At 57.3% G+C, this 16909-nt stretch carries 14 protein-coding genes; 10 read left to right on the top strand and 4 right to left on the bottom strand.

Annotated features, from left to right (window positions below):
• Nucleotides 1-4 precede the first annotated feature (4 nt).
• A complete protein-coding gene (locus AC4BBN_RS17710; RefSeq protein ID WP_490593316.1) occupies nucleotides 5-3811 on the top strand; it encodes a response regulator in 3807 nt (1268 codons plus the stop codon).
• A 9-nt stretch (nucleotides 3812-3820) separates the two neighbouring features.
• Complete coding sequence (locus tag AC4BBN_RS17705) at nucleotides 3821-4756, top strand: diguanylate cyclase (RefSeq protein ID WP_490593315.1); 936 nt, start codon at nucleotides 3821-3823, stop codon at nucleotides 4754-4756.
• Between the two features lie 669 nt (nucleotides 4757-5425).
• On the opposite strand, the gene AC4BBN_RS17700 is transcribed toward AC4BBN_RS17705, so the two are convergent.
• A complete protein-coding gene (locus AC4BBN_RS17700; protein WP_490593314.1) occupies nucleotides 5426-5737 on the bottom strand; it encodes a hypothetical protein in 312 nt (103 codons plus the stop codon).
• A 147-nt stretch (nucleotides 5738-5884) separates the two neighbouring features.
• On the opposite strand from AC4BBN_RS17700, the gene AC4BBN_RS17695 reads away from it, so the two are divergent.
• On the top strand, nucleotides 5885-6364 hold the full coding sequence (locus AC4BBN_RS17695; RefSeq protein WP_490593313.1) for a low molecular weight protein-tyrosine-phosphatase: 480 nt from the start codon (nucleotides 5885-5887) through the stop codon (nucleotides 6362-6364).
• A gap of 44 nt (nucleotides 6365-6408) precedes the next feature.
• Here AC4BBN_RS17695 and AC4BBN_RS17690 read toward each other — a convergent pair whose 3' ends face one another.
• On the bottom strand, nucleotides 6409-7701 hold the full coding sequence (locus AC4BBN_RS17690; RefSeq protein WP_490593312.1) for a lytic murein transglycosylase: 1293 nt from the start codon (nucleotides 7699-7701) through the stop codon (nucleotides 6409-6411).
• A 68-nt stretch (nucleotides 7702-7769) separates the two neighbouring features.
• Here AC4BBN_RS17690 and AC4BBN_RS17685 point away from each other — a divergent pair, with 68 nt between their 5' ends.
• Nucleotides 7770-8024, top strand: a complete 255-nt coding sequence (locus tag AC4BBN_RS17685) for a 4Fe-4S dicluster domain-containing protein (RefSeq protein ID WP_490593311.1) — start codon at nucleotides 7770-7772, stop codon at nucleotides 8022-8024.
• Between the two features lie 10 nt (nucleotides 8025-8034).
• On the opposite strand, the gene AC4BBN_RS17680 is transcribed toward AC4BBN_RS17685, so the two are convergent.
• Nucleotides 8035-8562: an OB-fold protein gene (locus tag AC4BBN_RS17680; protein WP_490593310.1), complete on the bottom strand. Its 528-nt coding sequence runs from the start codon at nucleotides 8560-8562 to the stop codon at nucleotides 8035-8037.
• Nucleotides 8563-8730: 168 nt separating this feature from the next.
• Between AC4BBN_RS17680 and AC4BBN_RS17675 the strand changes: the two genes are divergently transcribed.
• On the top strand, nucleotides 8731-9516 hold the full coding sequence (locus AC4BBN_RS17675) for a ParA family protein (RefSeq protein ID WP_490593309.1): 786 nt from the start codon (nucleotides 8731-8733) through the stop codon (nucleotides 9514-9516).
• A 229-nt stretch (nucleotides 9517-9745) separates the two neighbouring features.
• Complete coding sequence (locus tag AC4BBN_RS17670) at nucleotides 9746-10552, top strand: SDR family NAD(P)-dependent oxidoreductase (protein ID WP_490593308.1); 807 nt, start codon at nucleotides 9746-9748, stop codon at nucleotides 10550-10552.
• Between the two features lie 14 nt (nucleotides 10553-10566).
• Here the strand turns inward: AC4BBN_RS17670 and AC4BBN_RS17665 are convergent, their stop codons facing one another.
• Complete coding sequence (locus tag AC4BBN_RS17665) at nucleotides 10567-11526, bottom strand: LysR family transcriptional regulator (protein ID WP_490593307.1); 960 nt, start codon at nucleotides 11524-11526, stop codon at nucleotides 10567-10569.
• Nucleotides 11527-11631: 105 nt separating this feature from the next.
• Between AC4BBN_RS17665 and AC4BBN_RS17660 the strand changes: the two genes are divergently transcribed.
• The 4 genes from AC4BBN_RS17660 to mmsA all read left to right on the top strand — a co-directional run bounded on the left by AC4BBN_RS17660 (nucleotide 11632) and on the right by mmsA (nucleotide 16903).
• On the top strand, nucleotides 11632-13083 hold the full coding sequence (locus tag AC4BBN_RS17660) for an aldehyde dehydrogenase family protein (RefSeq protein ID WP_490593306.1): 1452 nt from the start codon (nucleotides 11632-11634) through the stop codon (nucleotides 13081-13083).
• Between the two features lie 42 nt (nucleotides 13084-13125).
• Nucleotides 13126-14091: an ABC transporter substrate-binding protein gene (locus AC4BBN_RS17655; RefSeq protein ID WP_490593305.1), complete on the top strand. Its 966-nt coding sequence runs from the start codon at nucleotides 13126-13128 to the stop codon at nucleotides 14089-14091.
• A gap of 61 nt (nucleotides 14092-14152) precedes the next feature.
• Entirely contained in the window at nucleotides 14153-15223 is a 1071-nt protein-coding gene (chvE, locus tag AC4BBN_RS17650) for a multiple monosaccharide ABC transporter substrate-binding protein (RefSeq protein ID WP_490593304.1), read from the top strand.
• A 174-nt stretch (nucleotides 15224-15397) separates the two neighbouring features.
• Nucleotides 15398-16903 (top strand): multiple monosaccharide ABC transporter ATP-binding protein, encoded by a 1506-nt coding sequence (mmsA, locus tag AC4BBN_RS17645; RefSeq protein WP_490593646.1) that lies wholly within the window; start codon nucleotides 15398-15400, stop codon nucleotides 16901-16903.
• The last annotated feature ends 6 nt before the right edge of the window (nucleotides 16904-16909 follow it).

The raw sequence follows: 16909 nt of genomic DNA, 5'->3' as shown, positions 1-16909 counted from the left end.
GCTTATGAAAATTCGCAGCGCCTTGATTGTTGGGCTCGCAGTGGCAATGCTGATGGCCGTCAGCAGTATTGCAATCACGGTCCGGTATCAGTCTCAAATTGAAGTGCTGGAAAAAGTGGCGCGCCAAGCCCGCGTTGCCTCTCGCAATGTTGCGGGCTTGTTGGCGATGGAGCAGGATGCCGTGCTTCATGCAAGTCCCCGCGCTTCGCGTCAGTGGCACGCCATTCACGCAGAACTTCTGCAGTCTATGCACACATTGGTTGACCACCTGAGCCCTCAAAACAAAGCGATGGGTTTGGCGAAGTCGATCATTTCAGTGGCCGAGGCACTGCCCGATCAATTCGATGCAATTTTTACGAATTCCAATAGTGATTCTGCTCTAGACCTTGAGCGGCGTGAAACGCTTGTTGACCATCTGACCATAGAGACACGTCGCATAAGCGAAGGTGCATTTGATTTGACAGAGATGTTTGCTGAACAGCGCGCTGCTGTCCGCGCGGAGCGACTCCAAGTGCAAAGCGGCTTCATGGCGATATTCTTGCTGTTCATTAGTTTTGGTGTTTGGTTTACCTTTCGCCGCATTCTTGCGCCATTGACTGGCCTTACAGCAGCAGCGCTGGAAGTGCAGCGCGGAAACATGTCGGTCCGCAATGCATTCACCAGCCGCAATGAGATGGGGCTGCTAGGTCGTGCCTTTAATGACATGACCCTGGCGTTGCAAGAGCGCCAGCAAAAATTGGTTGAGTCGCAGCGTGAAACAGCAAGTCTTTATAAAGCGATCGACGACCACTCGATTGTTTCGACGGCGGATCGCAATGGCAGCATCATCACGGTGAATGATGCGTTCTGCCGCATTAGCGGATACAGCCGCGAAGAGTTGGTAGGCCAAAACCACCGAATCATCAATTCAGGCGTTCTGTCTGCCGACTTCTGGGTGAATTTTTGGAGCACCATCAAAAGTGGTACTGCCTGGCACGGCGAAATTTGCAATCGGGCTAAAGATGGATCGTTGTACTGGGTAGACAGCATGGTCATGCCCATGCGGGATGAGGCCGGCAACATTGAAAAATACATATCCATCCGCAACGACATCACCGCGCGCAAGGAATCGCAAGCCGCACTGCAGGTCAGCAATTCGCTCCTGGAAGAGTCGCAGAAAGTGGCCAAAGTCGGCGGCTGGGAACTCAGCCTTGAAACAAATGTTCTGTATTGGACTGCCGAAACCTACCGGATCCTCGAGACCTCCCCAGACGAGTTTGACCCGACTGTGGACGCGGGTGTGCAGAATTTCCTGCCAGAGTCCCGTGAGCGCCTTGAACAGGCCCTGAAACTGGCGATAGACCAGGGCAAGCCCTATGACCTGGAGCTGGAAACTTACACCTCCAAGGGCAATCGCATTGATGTACGCACCACATGCACACCCTGGGTTGTCGATGGGAAAGTTATTCGTCTCAGCGGCATATTCCAGGACATGACGCAGCGCAAGCAATATGAGCGCGAGCTCAAGGTGGCGCGTGACAGTGCGCAGCAGGCTGCATTGAGCAAAGGGCAATTTCTGGCCAACATGAGCCACGAAATCCGCACGCCCATGAATGCCATTCTGGGGCTGCTCAACCTCCTGCAAAGCACAGAACTCACCTCGCGCCAGCGCGACTACGCCAGTAAGACAGAAGGCGCAGCGCAGTCCTTGCTGGGCCTGCTCAACGACATCCTGGACTTTTCCAAAGTTGAAGCGGGCAAGATGGCGATGGAGAATGAGCCGTTTCACATCGACAAGCTGATGCGCAATCTCTCTGTGGTGCTGTCGGCCAATGTCGGCACCAAAGACATTGAAGTACTTTTTGACATAGACCCAACGCTGCCCCTGGTACTGCGTGGCGACGCCATGCGCCTGCAGCAAGTACTGATTAATCTGGGCGGGAATGCCGTCAAATTCACCTCCGAGGGGCAAGTAGTACTGTCGTTGCGCAAACTGGCGCAGACAGAGCACACAGCTACTGTCGAATTTGCAGTGCGTGACACCGGCATTGGCATCGCACCTGAGCACCAAGCCCATATATTTGACGGGTTCTCCCAGGCTGAAGGCTCCACCACACGCCGCTTTGGCGGCACAGGCTTGGGACTGGCCATCAGCAAACGATTTGTGGAACTCATGGGCGGGACGATCAAGGTTACTTCAGAGCTAGGCGTGGGCAGCACTTTCACGTGCACCCTGGACATGCCTACGGTCAATGCCGCTGAAATACAGGCGCCATCCCCCAGTGACCCAAACGGTACGCCCCAGCGCGTATTGGTGGTCGATGACAACCCAATTGCTGCTGAGTTGACCCTGCGCATGGTGCGCTCCTGGGGGTGGACGGCAGACCTTGCCAAATCCGGTAAAGAGGCCATTGAACACCTGTCTGCCCAATGTGCGACAGCAATTGCAGAGTTTCCCTACCCCGTGATCTACATGGACTGGAAGATGCCCGGCATGGACGGCTGGGAAACCACTCGCCAGATTCGACAATTGAGCGAGCGCAGTGGTCTTCCCCACCCTACCGTCATCATGCTCACCGCGCATGGACTGGAAACACTGACCCACCGCAGTGAAGCGGAGCAGGAGCTCATCAATGGCTATTTGGTCAAACCCGCTACGGCCTCTATGCTCTACGACGCGTGGATGGATGCCCAGGCTGGCAAAGCTGGCATTCGCAAACCCTCCAAAGGACGCAGTAGCACCAGGCAACTCCAAGGAATGCGTATCCTGGTGGTAGAGGACAACCTAATTAACCAGCAAGTGGCCGAAGAACTGCTCAACTCAGAGGGAGCCACTGTGTCATTGGCCGCTAACGGCCAATTGGGTGTGGATGCCGTTGCAGCGGCTGCACCGCAGTTTGACGTGGTGCTGATGGATGTGCAGATGCCAGTGTTGGACGGCTATGGTGCAACACGAGCTATTAGAGAAGACTTGCAGCTGCAATATCTGCCGATTGTTGCCATGACTGCGAATGTCATGGCCAGCGATCGTGATGCGTGTCTGGCAGCGGGGATGAATGAACACATTGGCAAGCCATTTGATATGGCCAAGCTGGTGTCGCTTTTAATTCGCATGACCGGGCTTCAACCCCAGATGCTAGAGACACCCGCAAGCGCCCTCATTTCGACGGAACCTACAGAGTTGCCAGTCATACCGGGGCTTGCACTGGATGCGGCGGTGCGGCGCATGTCGGGGATGCGTTTTTTGTACATCCGCACCGCTGAGTCTTTTGCAAAGGCGCTAGATACTGAAGTTTCGGAGATACGCAGGGATATTGAAGCTGGCAACACCCAAATGGTCAAGATGCGACTGCATACCCTCAAGGGCAATGCGGTCACGCTGGGCACAAATGAACTTGCCTTGAAGGCCGGTTTGTTGGAGAAGGTATGTCAGAGTCCATCAGGATTTGAGGAATGCGCCGCTAGCCTGGATGACCTTGGGGAGCTATGCCAGTCAGCAAAAAGGCTTTTATTAAGGGCAATTTCAGAGCTGGAAACCGGCGTTATATCGCCAGAAAAGATACGTGCAGGAGTCGATGTGGCGCCATCGGACGATAGCGCGATGTCAAATGAGGCTGCCGGCACCCTTGTGTCTCGCTTGCAGGCGCTGAATGGGCTACTGTCAAACGATGATCTTTCGGCGGTGGAGATGTTTGCAGAAATCCGCAGTGAGTTCCCTGATTCGATGTATGGCAGGGTTGAAACTTTGGAGCACGCCATTCAAAGCCTGGATCTGGAGGCCGCCCAAAAGCACGCGAATGAATTGATTGCCTTTCTGACTGCCACACACTAATTTCCCAGTATGAGTTCCCTCCAATCGCAATCGTTAAAGCCCGAGTCAAAACCAAAGCTGTTGATCGTGGACGATCAGACTATCAACATCCAGGTCCTCTACCATGCGTTCGCTACTGAGTTTCAGGTCTTCATGGCAACCAGCGGCGCCAAGGCGTTGTCGATCTGCGAGAAGGACGCGATCGATTTGGTGTTGCTCGATGTCATGATGCCCGAGATGGACGGTTATGAGGTCTGCACGCGGCTAAAAGCTAATCCGGTCACTGCAGATATTCCTGTCATTTTTGTGACCGCCCATAGAGATGAGGTCTCAGAGGAACATGGTTTGGAAGTTGGCGCCGTAGATTTCATTTCCAAACCCATCAACTTGAAGATTGTGCGGGCGAGAGTGAGAGCGCACATTGCCCTCAAATGTCAGTCGGACATGTTGCGAAATTTTGCATTCATGGATGGCTTGACTGGTGTGCGAAATCGGCGTTACTTTGATGAACAGCTCGGAATTGAGGTTGCGCGGGCACAACGCAGCAAGTTGCCACTGAGCCTCATCCTGATAGACGTTGATTTCTTTAAGCGATTCAACGATTGTTACGGGCACCAAGGCGGTGATGATTGCCTGAGGCGCTTGGGCCGCCTGTTTCAAACCAGCATCAAGCGCCCAGCCGATTTTGTAGCCCGCTATGGTGGAGAAGAGTTCGTTTGTGTGCTTCCCGAAACACCCTTTCCCAAAGCGCTTGAATTTGCCGAGTCCATACGCATGGCCGTATTGGCCTGCCAGATTCCACATACTGACTCGACCGTGAGCGAGTGGCTAACCCTCAGCCTGGGTGTTGGAACGATGTCCCCTGACAGCCCGCTTGCAAGCTATCAATTGTTGCAGCTGGTAGATGACAATCTGTACCAAGCAAAAAAGCTTGGCCGCAACCAAGTCGTCGGCTCAGTGAACTAACTGATTCTACGGATAGCTTCTAGGGTGGAATCGCCCAGCCCCACTGCAAACTTCAATTGCGGATCTGTGATCGTTTGTAAGCACACGGTGATCCTATTAGGTGCAATCGACCACCCACCAATGACGCCCGAGCCGGTCATAGCGCTCAACGCCCCTGCGGGTAGTCCGATCCGGGATACCCCGAGGCCAGGGATGCGCAGACCGCGAGGGACTTGTTCAGCGTTGCCTTGAGTAAGGAGCTTTGGTTTTCAGCGGGGATCCCAATAATTTGGGGCTCTCTGCAGAGTGGCGGATGCTCGCTTTGGGGCGGGTTGTTGCCTCTTGTGCCGGGCCGGCGCGAGGCGTCAAGGATTGGCCCTGTGACTGCTGCATCACCACAAGGCTGAGTCGCGCATGCCAATCAGCCGCTTGCGCTCCAGGCGTTTTCGGTACCGTAGTACGCAGCCTGCGGAGGCTAACGCCAAACCGCCGCACAGCACGACTTCCCAGACGCTGAGGCTCCTACCCAACAAGCTTGGAGCCATAGCGAATGCTACTGCGGCCGCAAGGGTTCCAGCAGCGGTTGTAAGGAGAAGGTTCAGCATGGGTTTCGGGGCGAAATATTGCGGAGTCAGCGGGACTCTGTATCTCAACAGCCAAAGCTTTTTCAAGGTTTGAGATGGGTGAGGTCTACAAGACACGAACATTAAACCAGGCTTCTGGTAGATCCCCCAATCCTTGTAAGCCCGCAGTGCGTGCTACGTTGCACGCAAGATGCCAATGGCTTACCAGCTTACGCGTTTCATCGCTGGGTTCTGACACCTCACTGTCGTCTGTCAGACGCTCTATTGCTTTGAGCACATGCGCTACGTCTTCCGGTGGGCCTATACGCCGCTCCAACGCTTTGCAGTAGCGCGCTTCTGCAGCCATGCGTTCCTTTGCGGGTAGATCGGGATAGTCGCTAAGAGTGACGGTGTACAGGGCTTCGATCATGGTTTCCATACGGTTTCTCACATCTATAGTTTGGCTAAATACTGTTTTAATATACAGTATATTTGCCAGCTTGGTGTTAAAGCATGGCCCGACTGGGGACTCTGGTACTGTTGATTCCAGCTTGACCAGGATTCCGCATTCCACACGAAGACGATGATGAAAAACTTCTCTGTTTTATTTGTCTGTATGGGCAATATCTGTCGCAGTCCGACTGCCCATGGTGTATTCCTGCACAAGGTGACCGCAATGGGCTTGGACGATCGAGTCCACGTGGATTCCGCCGGCACCCACAACTACCATCCCAACAGTCCGCCTGACACCCGATCGCAGGCGCATGCATCCCGGCGTGGCTACGACCTGTCTCGTTTACGGGCGCGGCAGATCCAGGAGGCGGACTTTGACGCATACGACCTGATTCTGGTGATGGACTGGGACAACCTGGCTTTGACTCAGAGCGAAAGCCCGTCCCGCCACCATCCCAAGATCCGACGCTTGACCGAGTTCTGTGAACACCATGAAAGCCCGGTGGTCCCGGACCCCTATTACGGTGGGGAGCAAGGGTTTGAGGCCGTACTGGACCTGGTCGAAGATGCCTGTGAAGGCTTGCTCAAGCATGTACAACGCCAGCTGGCCTGACGCTCGGGTTACCGGTGCATTGCGGATGTCCTGAATCCGTAATGCTATGGCGCTTGCAGGCGCTGCAACACATCCAGGTCTGGATAGCCGTCGGCAGGCAGGCCCAGGCTGCGTTGGTACTTTCTCAGGCCGTCGCGTGTGGCGGGGCCCATCAGGCCGTCGGCGCTGCCGCTGGCAAATCCCCGCTGGTTCAGTGCTGTTTGTAGCTCCCGTATTTGGCTGCGCGTGAGGGCTTGCAGATCACGCGGCCACGCGGCCTGTACACCGGGGCCATTGTCCAGGCGCTGGGCTAGCAGACTGACCGCGAGCGCATAGCTGGTGGAGTTGTTGTAGCGCAGGATGGCGCGAAAGTTGGGGCCCACCAGAAACGCGGGGCCGCGTACGCCTGCGGGCAGCAGGATTTCTGCCGCGTCCAGCGTAGGCAGCGCTGCGCCGTCCATGCTGCGTACTCCCTCGTGCGCCCACTGCTCGGTGGTCTGTCGTATTTGGGCGTCGGCGCGGCTGAGGTCGAATCCTTGGGGCAACTGCACTTCGGTGCCCCAGGGCTGACCGGCTTGCCAGCCTGAGCGGGCCAGGAAGTTGGCTGTCGAGGCCAGCACGTCGGCCATGCTGCCCCAGATGTCGCGGCGGCCGTCGCCATCGGCATCTACGGCATAGGCCAGAAAGTTCGACGGCAGGAACTGGGTCTGGCCCATGGCGCCAGCCCAGGAGCCGATCATGTGGGCGCGGTCGATGTCGCCGTTTTGCAGAATCTTCAGCGCTGCCAGCAATTGGCTACGGGCCCAGTCTTCGCGCCGCCCTTCGAAGCCCAGCGTGGCCAGCGCATCGATGGTGGGGATGTCGCCGTAGTTGCTGCCGTAGTTGCTTTCCATGCCCCAGATGGCGGCCAGGGTGCTGGCCGGTACGCCGTAGTGCGCTGCTGCTACATCGGCTTCAGCCCGGACTTGCAGGAGCTTGTCTTGGCCGCGCCGTACGCGTTGCGGGGACACGGCGGAGTCCAGATAGTCCCATACCGTGCGGGTGAATTCGGGCTGTGCCTGGTCCAGCTGGACCACACGCGGCAGGTAGCGCACATTGTCGAAAGCGGTGTGCAGGGTGGCATCACTGATGCCAGCCGCTAGCGCCGGCGCGCGGACGCTATTTATCCAGCGGGCGAAATCCTGCTGCAGGTTTTGCGCGTCGGTTGGCGTCTCCTCGGGTGCGCTAGTGGTGGCTTGGGGTTTTGCTGCTTCCATAGGCGCCGTGGGCGGCGCGGAAGCGCAACCCGCGATGGCTGTGGCCAAGGCCAGGGGGTACAGCCAGGTGCGACGAATGGAGGGGGACAAAGGTTCTTGCATGTTCGGATTTTCGTTAATGTGTTGGGACTGAGAACGTGTTCAAAGGCGAGCCATCGCCATGCAGTCCTATGATGTGTCTTGAAATGGGAACCTCTCGCCAAGTGCCGAAACCGCTCATAGACACCACTCGCTGCACTGGCTGCGGCTGGTGCGTGCCTACTTGCGATCTGCATTTGCTGTCCTTGGAAAGGCAGGGCTGGAAGAAGTTCTCTGTTCTCAGCGATATAGACGCCTGTACCGGCTGCAGCAAATGCGCGCTACGCTGCCCGTTTGATGTGATTACGATGCACAAGGCCGCGCAGGGGGCTGAGCCAGTGGCTTAAATGCCGCCCTTTATAAGCTGACGATATTGCAAAGCTCCAGCCCCGGGGAGCCCAGGCTGTAGCCGTCGCCTTTGCAGAGCATATGGATAGTCTGGCCGCGTTTTAGAAAGGTAACGGCTTCTTCCGCTGGAAGTTGTCTGATTTTGACTGTGCCGGCGCCACTTTCCAGGCCTTCGACCAGGGTGACCTTGGTGTCAAAGCGGGCTGCAACCGGCATGAAGGAGCCCGATTTCAGGTACACCACCAGGGCGCCGACCATGTCGCGCGAGACTAGGTCTACCGTGGTTTCTACCAGCAGCGGTTTGCCTTTGTATTTTTGGTTGGCGCCAGCTTCGCTGGACTTGTAGGCTTGCATCAGGGTCTTGCTGCTGACGCGTAGGGTCTTGCCTGCATCGGCTTCAGCCAACATGCGCCGTACGAATTTTTCCGCGTCTGGCGTTTCATATGTAGGGGTGCTGCCTGCCAAGGCGCTGCTGAATGCAAAAAGACTGAGGCTGCCGGCAATGAGTGCGGGCCGAATGCGGGCGCGGTGGAACATGTCTTCATGCTACCAAATCACTGCCGCTGGATCGGCTGCTATCTGTGCCGGCCAACGACTTATTTCGGCCTCGGCGGGCATGCGATTTGCTGCTGGCCTGCACCGGGCATGGAGCGTGGACAATAGCCCGAGTTTCATTCCCTGCCTCTTTGTACAAGGAACCGTGCCATGCCGCTTGTCGTTTTCAACCAGAAGGGTGGGGTGGGCAAGTCCACCATTACCTGCAACCTGGCCGCCATCAGTGCAAGCCAGGGTTTGCGCACCCTGGTGATCGATCTGGACCCGCAGGGAAATTCCACCAGCTACCTGCTGGGAGCGCTGGCGCGCGAAGACCAGCCCACCGTGGCCGGATTCTTTGAGCATTGCTTGAGCTACAGCCTGCGCACTGTGCCACCTACGGATTTCATCGTGCCTACGCCGCACGAGAACCTGCATGTGATGCCTTCCAGCCCCATGCTGGGGGAGCTGGAGGGCAAGCTGGAGTCACGCCACAAGCTATACAAGCTGCGTGAGGCCTTGCAGCAATTGGGAGGCGACTACGACCGTATCTACCTTGATACTCCGCCAGCGCTGAATTTCTATACCCGTTCGGCCTTGATTGGTGCGCGTGCTTGCCTGATTCCGTTCGATTGCGACGAGTTTGCGCGCAAGGCTCTGTACACATTGCTGGAGAACGTGCAGGAAATCCGCGTGGACCACAACCCCGGCCTGGTGGTGGACGGCATTGTGGTCAACCAGTTCCAGCCGCGCGCCAATTTGCCGCAGCGCATGGTGAACGAGTTGGTGGCAGAGGGCTTGCCTGTGTTGCAGCCGTATCTGTCTTCCTCGGTCAAGATCCGTGAGTCACACGAACAATCTCTGCCGATGGTCTATCTGGACCCGCAGCACAAGCTGACCCAGGCTTTGGTGGCCTTGCACGCAGTGTTGGACGGCAACCGGGTCGCAGGCGCTTAATGGCGCATGGGTAGATGCTATTTATTTAGTAGCTGCTGGCGCAGTAAATATCTACGCTAGAGCCCTATTTCTTATAAATTCTGCTGTGGCAGAGGGCGCAAGGGGGCGACTGAAAAGTTGAGCGTTGTCCAGTGCATGGGTAGTCCTGGTGCTTGACGTGGATAGGCTGTGCAAGGCATAGTTATATCAAAATGCATTATTTTTTGCATTTAAAGATATATATTTTGCAATGACAAATACAACTAACCCACAGGCGACATATGCCGGCGCCGCATTGGACTCCACCTACCCCAGTTTGCGCAACCTGCCTGTCTTCGTGACCGGTGGCGGCGGCGGCATTGGCGCCGCTATCGTGTCGGCATTTGTCGAGCAGGGCGCGCGGGTCGCCTTCGTGGATGTGGCCGAAGATGCCAGCCGCGCGCTGGCGCAGCAGTTGCACGACGCCGGCCATGCCGCGCCCTGGTGGCGTACCTGCGATGTGCGGGATGTGGCTGCGCTGCAAGCGGCCATACAGGATGCGGCTGCGGTGCTGGGTGACTTTTCGGCGCTGGTGAACAATGTGGCCAGCGACGACCGCCACACGCTGGAGTCGGTCACCCCCGAGTACTACGACCAGCGCATGGCCATCAACGAGCGGCCGGCGTTTTTTGCGATCCAGTCGGTGGTGCCGGGCATGCGTCGGCTGGGCGGCGGCTCCATCATCAACCTGGGGTCTACCGGCTGGCAGACCAAGGGCACGGGCTACCCCTGCTATGCGATCGCCAAGTCGTCGGTGAATGGCCTGACGCGCGGTTTGGCCAAAAGCCTGGGCCAGGACCGCATCCGCATCAACACCGTGTCGCCAGGTTGGGTGATGACTGAACGCCAGGTCCAGTTGTGGCTGGACGCAGAGGGTGAGGCCAATTTGCAACGCACCCAGTGCCTGCCCGACAAAATCTTGCCTGCAGACATCGCCCGTATGGTGTTGTTTCTGGCTTCCAGCGACGGCGCCATGTGCACCGCCCAGGAGTTCAAGGTGGATGCGGGCTGGGCCTGAAGAAGGCCCTGGGGCTATTCCATCTCCAGCTTGCGCCCATACAGCGACAGGCTGGCGGTCTTCAAGGCTTTCATCATCACCTTGGCTGCTGGGGAGGGCAGGCGGTCTGTGCGGGTGATGATGCCAAATGCGTCCATGTGGCAGGGTATCTCCAGCGGCACGATGGAGACAATGCCATGGGCCGCGTAATACTGGGCCACATCGGCGGCAATCACGGCCACCATATCGCTTTGCTGCAGCATGCGGGTGATGAAGAGCAGGGCGGCGCTTTCAATCACATTCAGAGGCGTGGCCAGTCCCACTTCCTGGAACATCAGCTCAAAGCGGTGGCGTAACACGCTGCCGGCTGGCGGCACGATCCAGCCGGCTCCGACCACGTCACGCAATGTCAGGCCCGTCATGCCGATCAGCGGGTGGCCGGGCCGGGCGATCGCACAAACCGGCTCTTCCACCAGCGGTTCGTAGCGCAGATTGGCCTTGTCGTGCTCGGCGAACAGACGGGCCACCAGAATATCCAGCTTGCCCTGCTGCAGCCGCTCAATCAGCACCGGGCTGGTGTCAATTTCCAGGGCGATGCGCAGCGTGGGCTGCTCTTGCTTTACCAGCGCCACCGCGGAGGGCAGCAAGGTCAGTCCTGGCGAGGTGATCGCGCCTACGCTGACCTGGCCAAAGCGTCCTGCCTTCAGCGCGGTGAGTTCTTCGTGCGCCTGGTTCAAGCTGGCCAGGGCCACGCGCGCATGGCGGATCATGGTTTCGCCGTACCAGGTGGGTTGCATGCCGCGCGGCAGGCGGTCGAACAGGGACACTTCCAACACGTCTTCCAGGTCTTTGAGCAGCTTGGAGGCGGCGGGCTGGGTCATGTTGAGCACCTGGGCTGCGCGGTGGATATTGCCCTCCTCGGCCAGGGCGACCAGTAGCAACAGCTGCCGGGTTTTCAGCCGGGCGCGGATGAACCAGTGGGTGTAATTCGTCATGGGGTTTTCCAGAATGCAGACATTGATATGTATTTTGTCTAAAAAGTGATTGGATTGATATGAATTTTGTTTTTAGACTCCCGGCACATTGGGCAATACAGATACATGACATTCGGCGCAAAACTGCAAACCGCCCGGCAATACATCAACGGCCGCTGGGAGACGGGTGTTACCACCGGCACCAGCGAGAACCCGTCGGATACCCGGGACGTTGTTGCCGAATATGCCCGTGCAGACCGCAACCAGACCGAGTTGGCTATTCGCGCCGCAGCGGAAGCACTTCCGCACTGGAGTCTGAGTACTCCCCAGCGCCGCTTCGACGTGCTAGACCATATTGGTGGCGAAATCCTGGCGCGCAAGTCGGAGCTGGGCTACCTGCTCGCCCGGGAAGAAGGCAAGACCTTGCCGGAGGCTGTGGCCGAGGTGACGCGGGCCGGCCAAATATTCAAGTTTTTCGCCGGCGAGGCTTTGCGTATTCCGGGGGAGACCTTGGCTTCGACCCGACCCGGTGTGCAGGTGGATGTAACGCGTGAGCCGGTAGGGGTGGTGGGCATCATCGCCCCGTGGAATTTTCCGTTCGCGATCCCGGCCTGGAAGATTGCGCCCGCGCTGGCCTATGGCAACAGCGTGGTGTTCAAGCCTGCCGAGCTGGTGCCCACTTGCGGCTGGGCATTGGCTGAAATTATCAGCCGCTCAGGTCTGCCGGCCGGGGTTTTCAATCTGGTCATGGGTAGTGGCCGGGAGGTGGGGCAGGCGCTGGTAGACAGCCCGCGCGTCAATGCAATCAGCTTTACCGGATCCTCCGCCACGGGTGAGCGCATTTTGCAAACTGCGGCAGCACGGCGTGCCAAGGTGCAGCTGGAGATGGGCGGCAAAAATCCCTTGGTGGTGCTGGCCGATGCCGACCTCGACCAGGCGGTGGACTGTGCGGTGCAGGGTGCGTACTTCTCCACTGGCCAGCGCTGCACGGCATCCAGCCGCTTGATTGTGGAAGCCGGGGTGCATGATGCTTTTGTGTCCCGTCTGCGCCAACGTATGGTGAACCTGAAGATCGGGCATGCGCTGGAGCGTGATACCGCCATAGGTCCCGTGGTGGACCGCAATCAGCTGGAGCAAAACCTGGCCTGGATGGAGATTGCCCGTGCCGAAGGTGCGGAGCATGTATGGGGTGGCGCCATGCTGGAGTCCGCCACACCAGGCCATTACATGAGCCCTGCGTTGTTTCTGGCCAAACCGGAACACCGCGTGGCCCGGGAAGAGATTTTTGGCCCGGTGGCCTGCGTGCTGCGCGCCGATAGCTATGAGCATGCGCTGGCCTTGGCGAACGAGACGCCATTTGGTCTATGTGCAGGCATTTGCACTGCATCGCTGAAAAACGCTATGCATTTCAAGCGCCATGCCGACGTGGGCATGACCATGGTCAATCTGCCCACGGCGGGTGTCGATTACCACGTGCCCTTCGGTGGCCGCAAAGGGTCTAGCTATGGTCCGCGCGAGCAGGGGCGCTATGCAGCAGAGTTCTACACCACCGTGAAGACCGGCTACATGCTGGCTTGATGCTGTGGACAGGGCAAACAACGAAACCAACTAGGAGACATCATGAAAATCAATCGTCGTACTCTTGCGGCTGCGCTGGCTACCGCGCCCTTTCTCGGTCTGTTGCCCACGACCAGCTTTGCGCAGAAAAAAATTGTGTTGGGTTTCAGTCAGGTGGGCGCTGAAAGCGAATGGCGTACGGCCAATACCGACTCCATCAAGGCCTCCGCCGCAGAAGCCGGTATTGAATTGAAGTTCTCCGACGCCCAGCAAAAGCAGGAAAACCAGATTAAGGCCATCCGCTCCTTCATCGCCCAAAAGGTTGACGTAATTGCGTTTTCTCCTGTAGTGGAGTCGGGCTGGGAAACCGTGCTGCGCGAAGCCAAGGCCGCCAAGATCCCCGTGGTGTTGACGGACCGCTCGGTTAACGTCAAGGACGACTCCCTGTATGTCTCCTTCATGGGCTCGGATTTCACAGAAGAAGGTCGCAAAGCCGGCCGTTGGCTGGTGGACGCAATGAAAGGCACCAGCGGCGAAGTGAATATCGTCGAGCTACAAGGAACCGTGGGTTCTGCTCCGGCCATCGACCGCAAGAAGGGCTTTGAAGAGATCATCAAGGCAGATCCCAAGTTCAAGATCATCCGCTCTCAAACCGGTGACTTCACCCGTGCCAAAGGCAAGGAAGTCATGGAAGCTTTCCTGAAGGCCGAGGGCAAGAAGATCAACGTGCTGTATGCACACAATGACGACATGGCGATTGGTGCAATCCAGGCGATTGAGGAGGCCGGACTCAAGCCTGCTAAAGACATCACCATCATCTCTATCGATGCGGTCAAGGGTGCCTTCGAAGCCATGATCGCTGGTAAGTTGAATGTGTCCGTCGAGTGCAGCCCATTGCTTGGCCCTCAGTTGATGTCCGCCGTGAAAGATTTGAAAGCCGGTAAGACCTTGCAAAAGCGTATCGTGACCGAAGAAGGCATCTTCCCTATGGAAGTGGCCGCCAAAGAGTTCCCCAAGCGTAAATACTGATCTGCGCAAACAGTAACGCCCTTGATACTGGGGCGTTTTTTTAACCACCGGAGACAATCCAATGAAACGTACGTTTATTAAAACCTTGCTGGCCAGCATGGCCCTGGCTGCTATGGGTTTTGCGCCCCAAGCCAATGCACAAGACAAGGGAACCATCGGCATTTCCATGCCCACGAAATCTTCGGCCCGCTGGATCGCTGACGGCGACAACATGGTTAAGGTGCTCAAGGAGCGCGGCTACAAGACCGATCTGCAGTACGCGGACGACGACATCCCTAACCAGTTGGCTCAGATCGAGAACATGGTTACCAAGGGTGCCAAGGTTCTGGTGATTGCTTCCATTGACGGCACCACGCTGTCCAAGGCACTGCAAAACGCTGCCGACAAGGGTGTCAAGGTTATTGCCTATGACCGCCTGATCAAGGGCTCCAAGAACGTCGACTACTACGCTACGTTTGACAACTTCCAGGTCGGCGTGTTGCAAGCCGGCACCATTGTGGACAAGCTGGGCTTGAAGCAGGGCAAAGGCCCGTTCAACATCGAGTTGTTCGGTGGCTCGCCAGACGACAACAACGCTTTCTTCTTCTACGACGGCGCGATGAGCGTGTTCAAGCCCTACATCGACAGCGGCAAGCTGGTGGTGCGTAGCAAGCAAATGGGTATGGACAAGGTCGGTACCCTGCGTTGGGATGGTGCTGTGGCCCAGGCCCGCATGGACAACCTGCTGTCCGCCTTCTACACCAAGGACAAGGTCGATGCCGTGCTGTCCCCCTATGACGGCATCTCGATCGGTATCCTGTCGTCCCTCAAGGGCGTGGGCTACTGCACCAAGACCCAGCCTTGCCCTATCGTGAGCGGCCAGGACGCGGAAGTGCCTTCGGTCAAGTCCATTCTGCGCGGTGAACAATATTCCACCATCTTCAAGGACACCCGCGAGTTGGCCAAGGTGACTGCCAATATGGTGGATGCCGAGTTGTCCGGCAAGAAGCCTGAAATCAACGACACCAAGACCTATAACAACGGCATCAAGGTCGTGCCTGCCTACTTGCTTAAGCCAGTGGCTGTGGATGCTTCCAACTGGAAGCCAATCCTGATTGACAGCGGTTACTACAAGGAATCGCAAGTCAAGTAAGCCGTGAAGGCCAGCGATCCTGCACCTTGCGGCGCGGGATCGCTTTGCCTGAGATGCAATTTGCTTTCAACTGAAGCACGGTTTACGCAGCGCCCGAGAGCAGGTGACTACCGCCTGACTCACGGGCGCTGCGTAAGTCTAAAAGAGGAATAGGCGTTGAAAACAATTCTGGAGATGCACGACATCCGCAAGACATTCCCTGGAGTGGTTGCGTTGAACAAGGTCAATCTGCGTGTGCATGCGGGTGAGATACATGCCGTAGTGGGTGAAAACGGCGCAGGAAAGTCAACCTTGATGAAGGTCTTGTCGGGTGTCTATCCCCACGGCACCTACAGCGGAGAAATCCGCTACATGGGCGAGGAGCGTCGTTTCAGCGGCATCCACGACAGCGAGCAACAAGGCATCATCATCATCCACCAGGAGCTAGCCCTGGTACCGCTGCTGTCGATTGCCGAAAACATTTTCTTGGGCAATGAGACCGCGCACAACGGCGTGATTGACTGGATGGCGGCGCATAGCCAAACCCAGGCCTTGCTGAAGAAGGTTGGCCTCAAGGAATCTCCCAACACGCTGATCACCAATATTGGCGTGGGCAAGCAGCAATTGGTCGAAATTGCAAAGGCGTTGTCCAAAGAAGTTAAGCTACTGATTCTGGATGAACCGACGGCCAGCCTGAACGAAACCGACAGCGATGCGCTTCTGATGTTGCTGTTGGAGCTCAAAGCCCAGGGTATTGCCTGTATTCTGATTTCGCACAAGCTCAACGAAATCTCCAAGGTAGCCGACTCCATCACCATCCTGCGTGACGGCACTACGGTGGAGACGCTGGACTGCCGCGCCGAATCCATTAGCGAGGACCGCGTGATCCGTGGCATGGTGGGCCGCGAAATGGCCGACCGCTACCCCAAACGTACGCCCAATATTGGCGAGACCGTGTTTGAGTTGCGCGATTGGCGTGCCTACCACCCGCAGCATGCCGATCGCGAGATGGTCAAAGGCATAAACCTCACCGTCAAGCGCGGCGAGATCGTCGGAATTGCCGGGCTGATGGGCGCTGGCCGCACCGAATTGGCAATGAGTGTGTTTGGCAAATCCTGGGGCCAGCGCATCAGCGGCAAGGCGCTGCTGCACGGCAAGGAAATCGACGTGTCCACGGTGCAAAAAGCCGTGGCACATGGCTTGGCCTACGTCACTGAAGACCGCAAGGGTAACGGCTTGGTGTTGAACGAAGACATTCAGTGGAATACCTCGCTGGCGAATCTGCCTGGTGTGTCCAAAAACGGCGTCATCGATGATGGCCGTGAGTACGCCGTGGCCCAGGGTTACCGCGAAAAAATGCGTACTCGCTGCTCAGGCGTGGACCAGAAAGTGGTCAACCTGTCGGGCGGAAACCAGCAAAAAGTGGTGCTGAGCAAATGGCTGTTCACCAACCCCGAGGTACTTATCCTTGACGAGCCTACGCGCGGCATCGACGTGGGGGCCAAGTTCGAGATTTACACCCTGATTGCGCAACTCGCCGCCGAGGGCAAGTGTGTGATCGTGATCTCGTCTGAAATGCCCGAGCTGCTGGGTCTTTCAGACCGCATTTACGTGATGAACGAAGGGCGGTTTGTGGCTGAAATGCCTACCGCCGAGGCCAGCCAGGAAAAAATCATGCGCGCCATCGTCAGCGCCAACTAAAGCATT

The organism is Rhodoferax sp. SPJ21 (assembly GCF_058216335.1).
The sequence above is the reverse complement of the archived record's forward strand: the minus strand, read 5'-3'. Positions and strand labels throughout refer to the sequence as shown.

Coding starts and splice junctions, on each gene's coding strand:
- AC4BBN_RS17710 (WP_490593316.1), top strand. CDS start 5: ATGAAAATTCGCAGCGCCTTGATTGTTGGGCTCGCAGTGGCAATGCTG.
- AC4BBN_RS17705 (WP_490593315.1), top strand. CDS start 3,821: ATGAGTTCCCTCCAATCGCAATCGTTAAAGCCCGAGTCAAAACCAAAG.
- AC4BBN_RS17700 (WP_490593314.1), bottom strand. CDS start 5,737: ATGGAAACCATGATCGAAGCCCTGTACACCGTCACTCTTAGCGACTAT.
- AC4BBN_RS17695 (WP_490593313.1), top strand. CDS start 5,885: ATGAAAAACTTCTCTGTTTTATTTGTCTGTATGGGCAATATCTGTCGC.
- AC4BBN_RS17690 (WP_490593312.1), bottom strand. CDS start 7,701: ATGCAAGAACCTTTGTCCCCCTCCATTCGTCGCACCTGGCTGTACCCC.
- AC4BBN_RS17685 (WP_490593311.1), top strand. CDS start 7,770: ATGATGTGTCTTGAAATGGGAACCTCTCGCCAAGTGCCGAAACCGCTC.
- AC4BBN_RS17680 (WP_490593310.1), bottom strand. CDS start 8,562: ATGTTCCACCGCGCCCGCATTCGGCCCGCACTCATTGCCGGCAGCCTC.
- AC4BBN_RS17675 (WP_490593309.1), top strand. CDS start 8,731: ATGCCGCTTGTCGTTTTCAACCAGAAGGGTGGGGTGGGCAAGTCCACC.
- AC4BBN_RS17670 (WP_490593308.1), top strand. CDS start 9,746: ATGACAAATACAACTAACCCACAGGCGACATATGCCGGCGCCGCATTG.
- AC4BBN_RS17665 (WP_490593307.1), bottom strand. CDS start 11,526: ATGACGAATTACACCCACTGGTTCATCCGCGCCCGGCTGAAAACCCGG.
- AC4BBN_RS17660 (WP_490593306.1), top strand. CDS start 11,632: ATGACATTCGGCGCAAAACTGCAAACCGCCCGGCAATACATCAACGGC.
- AC4BBN_RS17655 (WP_490593305.1), top strand. CDS start 13,126: ATGAAAATCAATCGTCGTACTCTTGCGGCTGCGCTGGCTACCGCGCCC.
- chvE (WP_490593304.1), top strand. CDS start 14,153: ATGAAACGTACGTTTATTAAAACCTTGCTGGCCAGCATGGCCCTGGCT.
- mmsA (WP_490593646.1), top strand. CDS start 15,398: ATGCACGACATCCGCAAGACATTCCCTGGAGTGGTTGCGTTGAACAAG.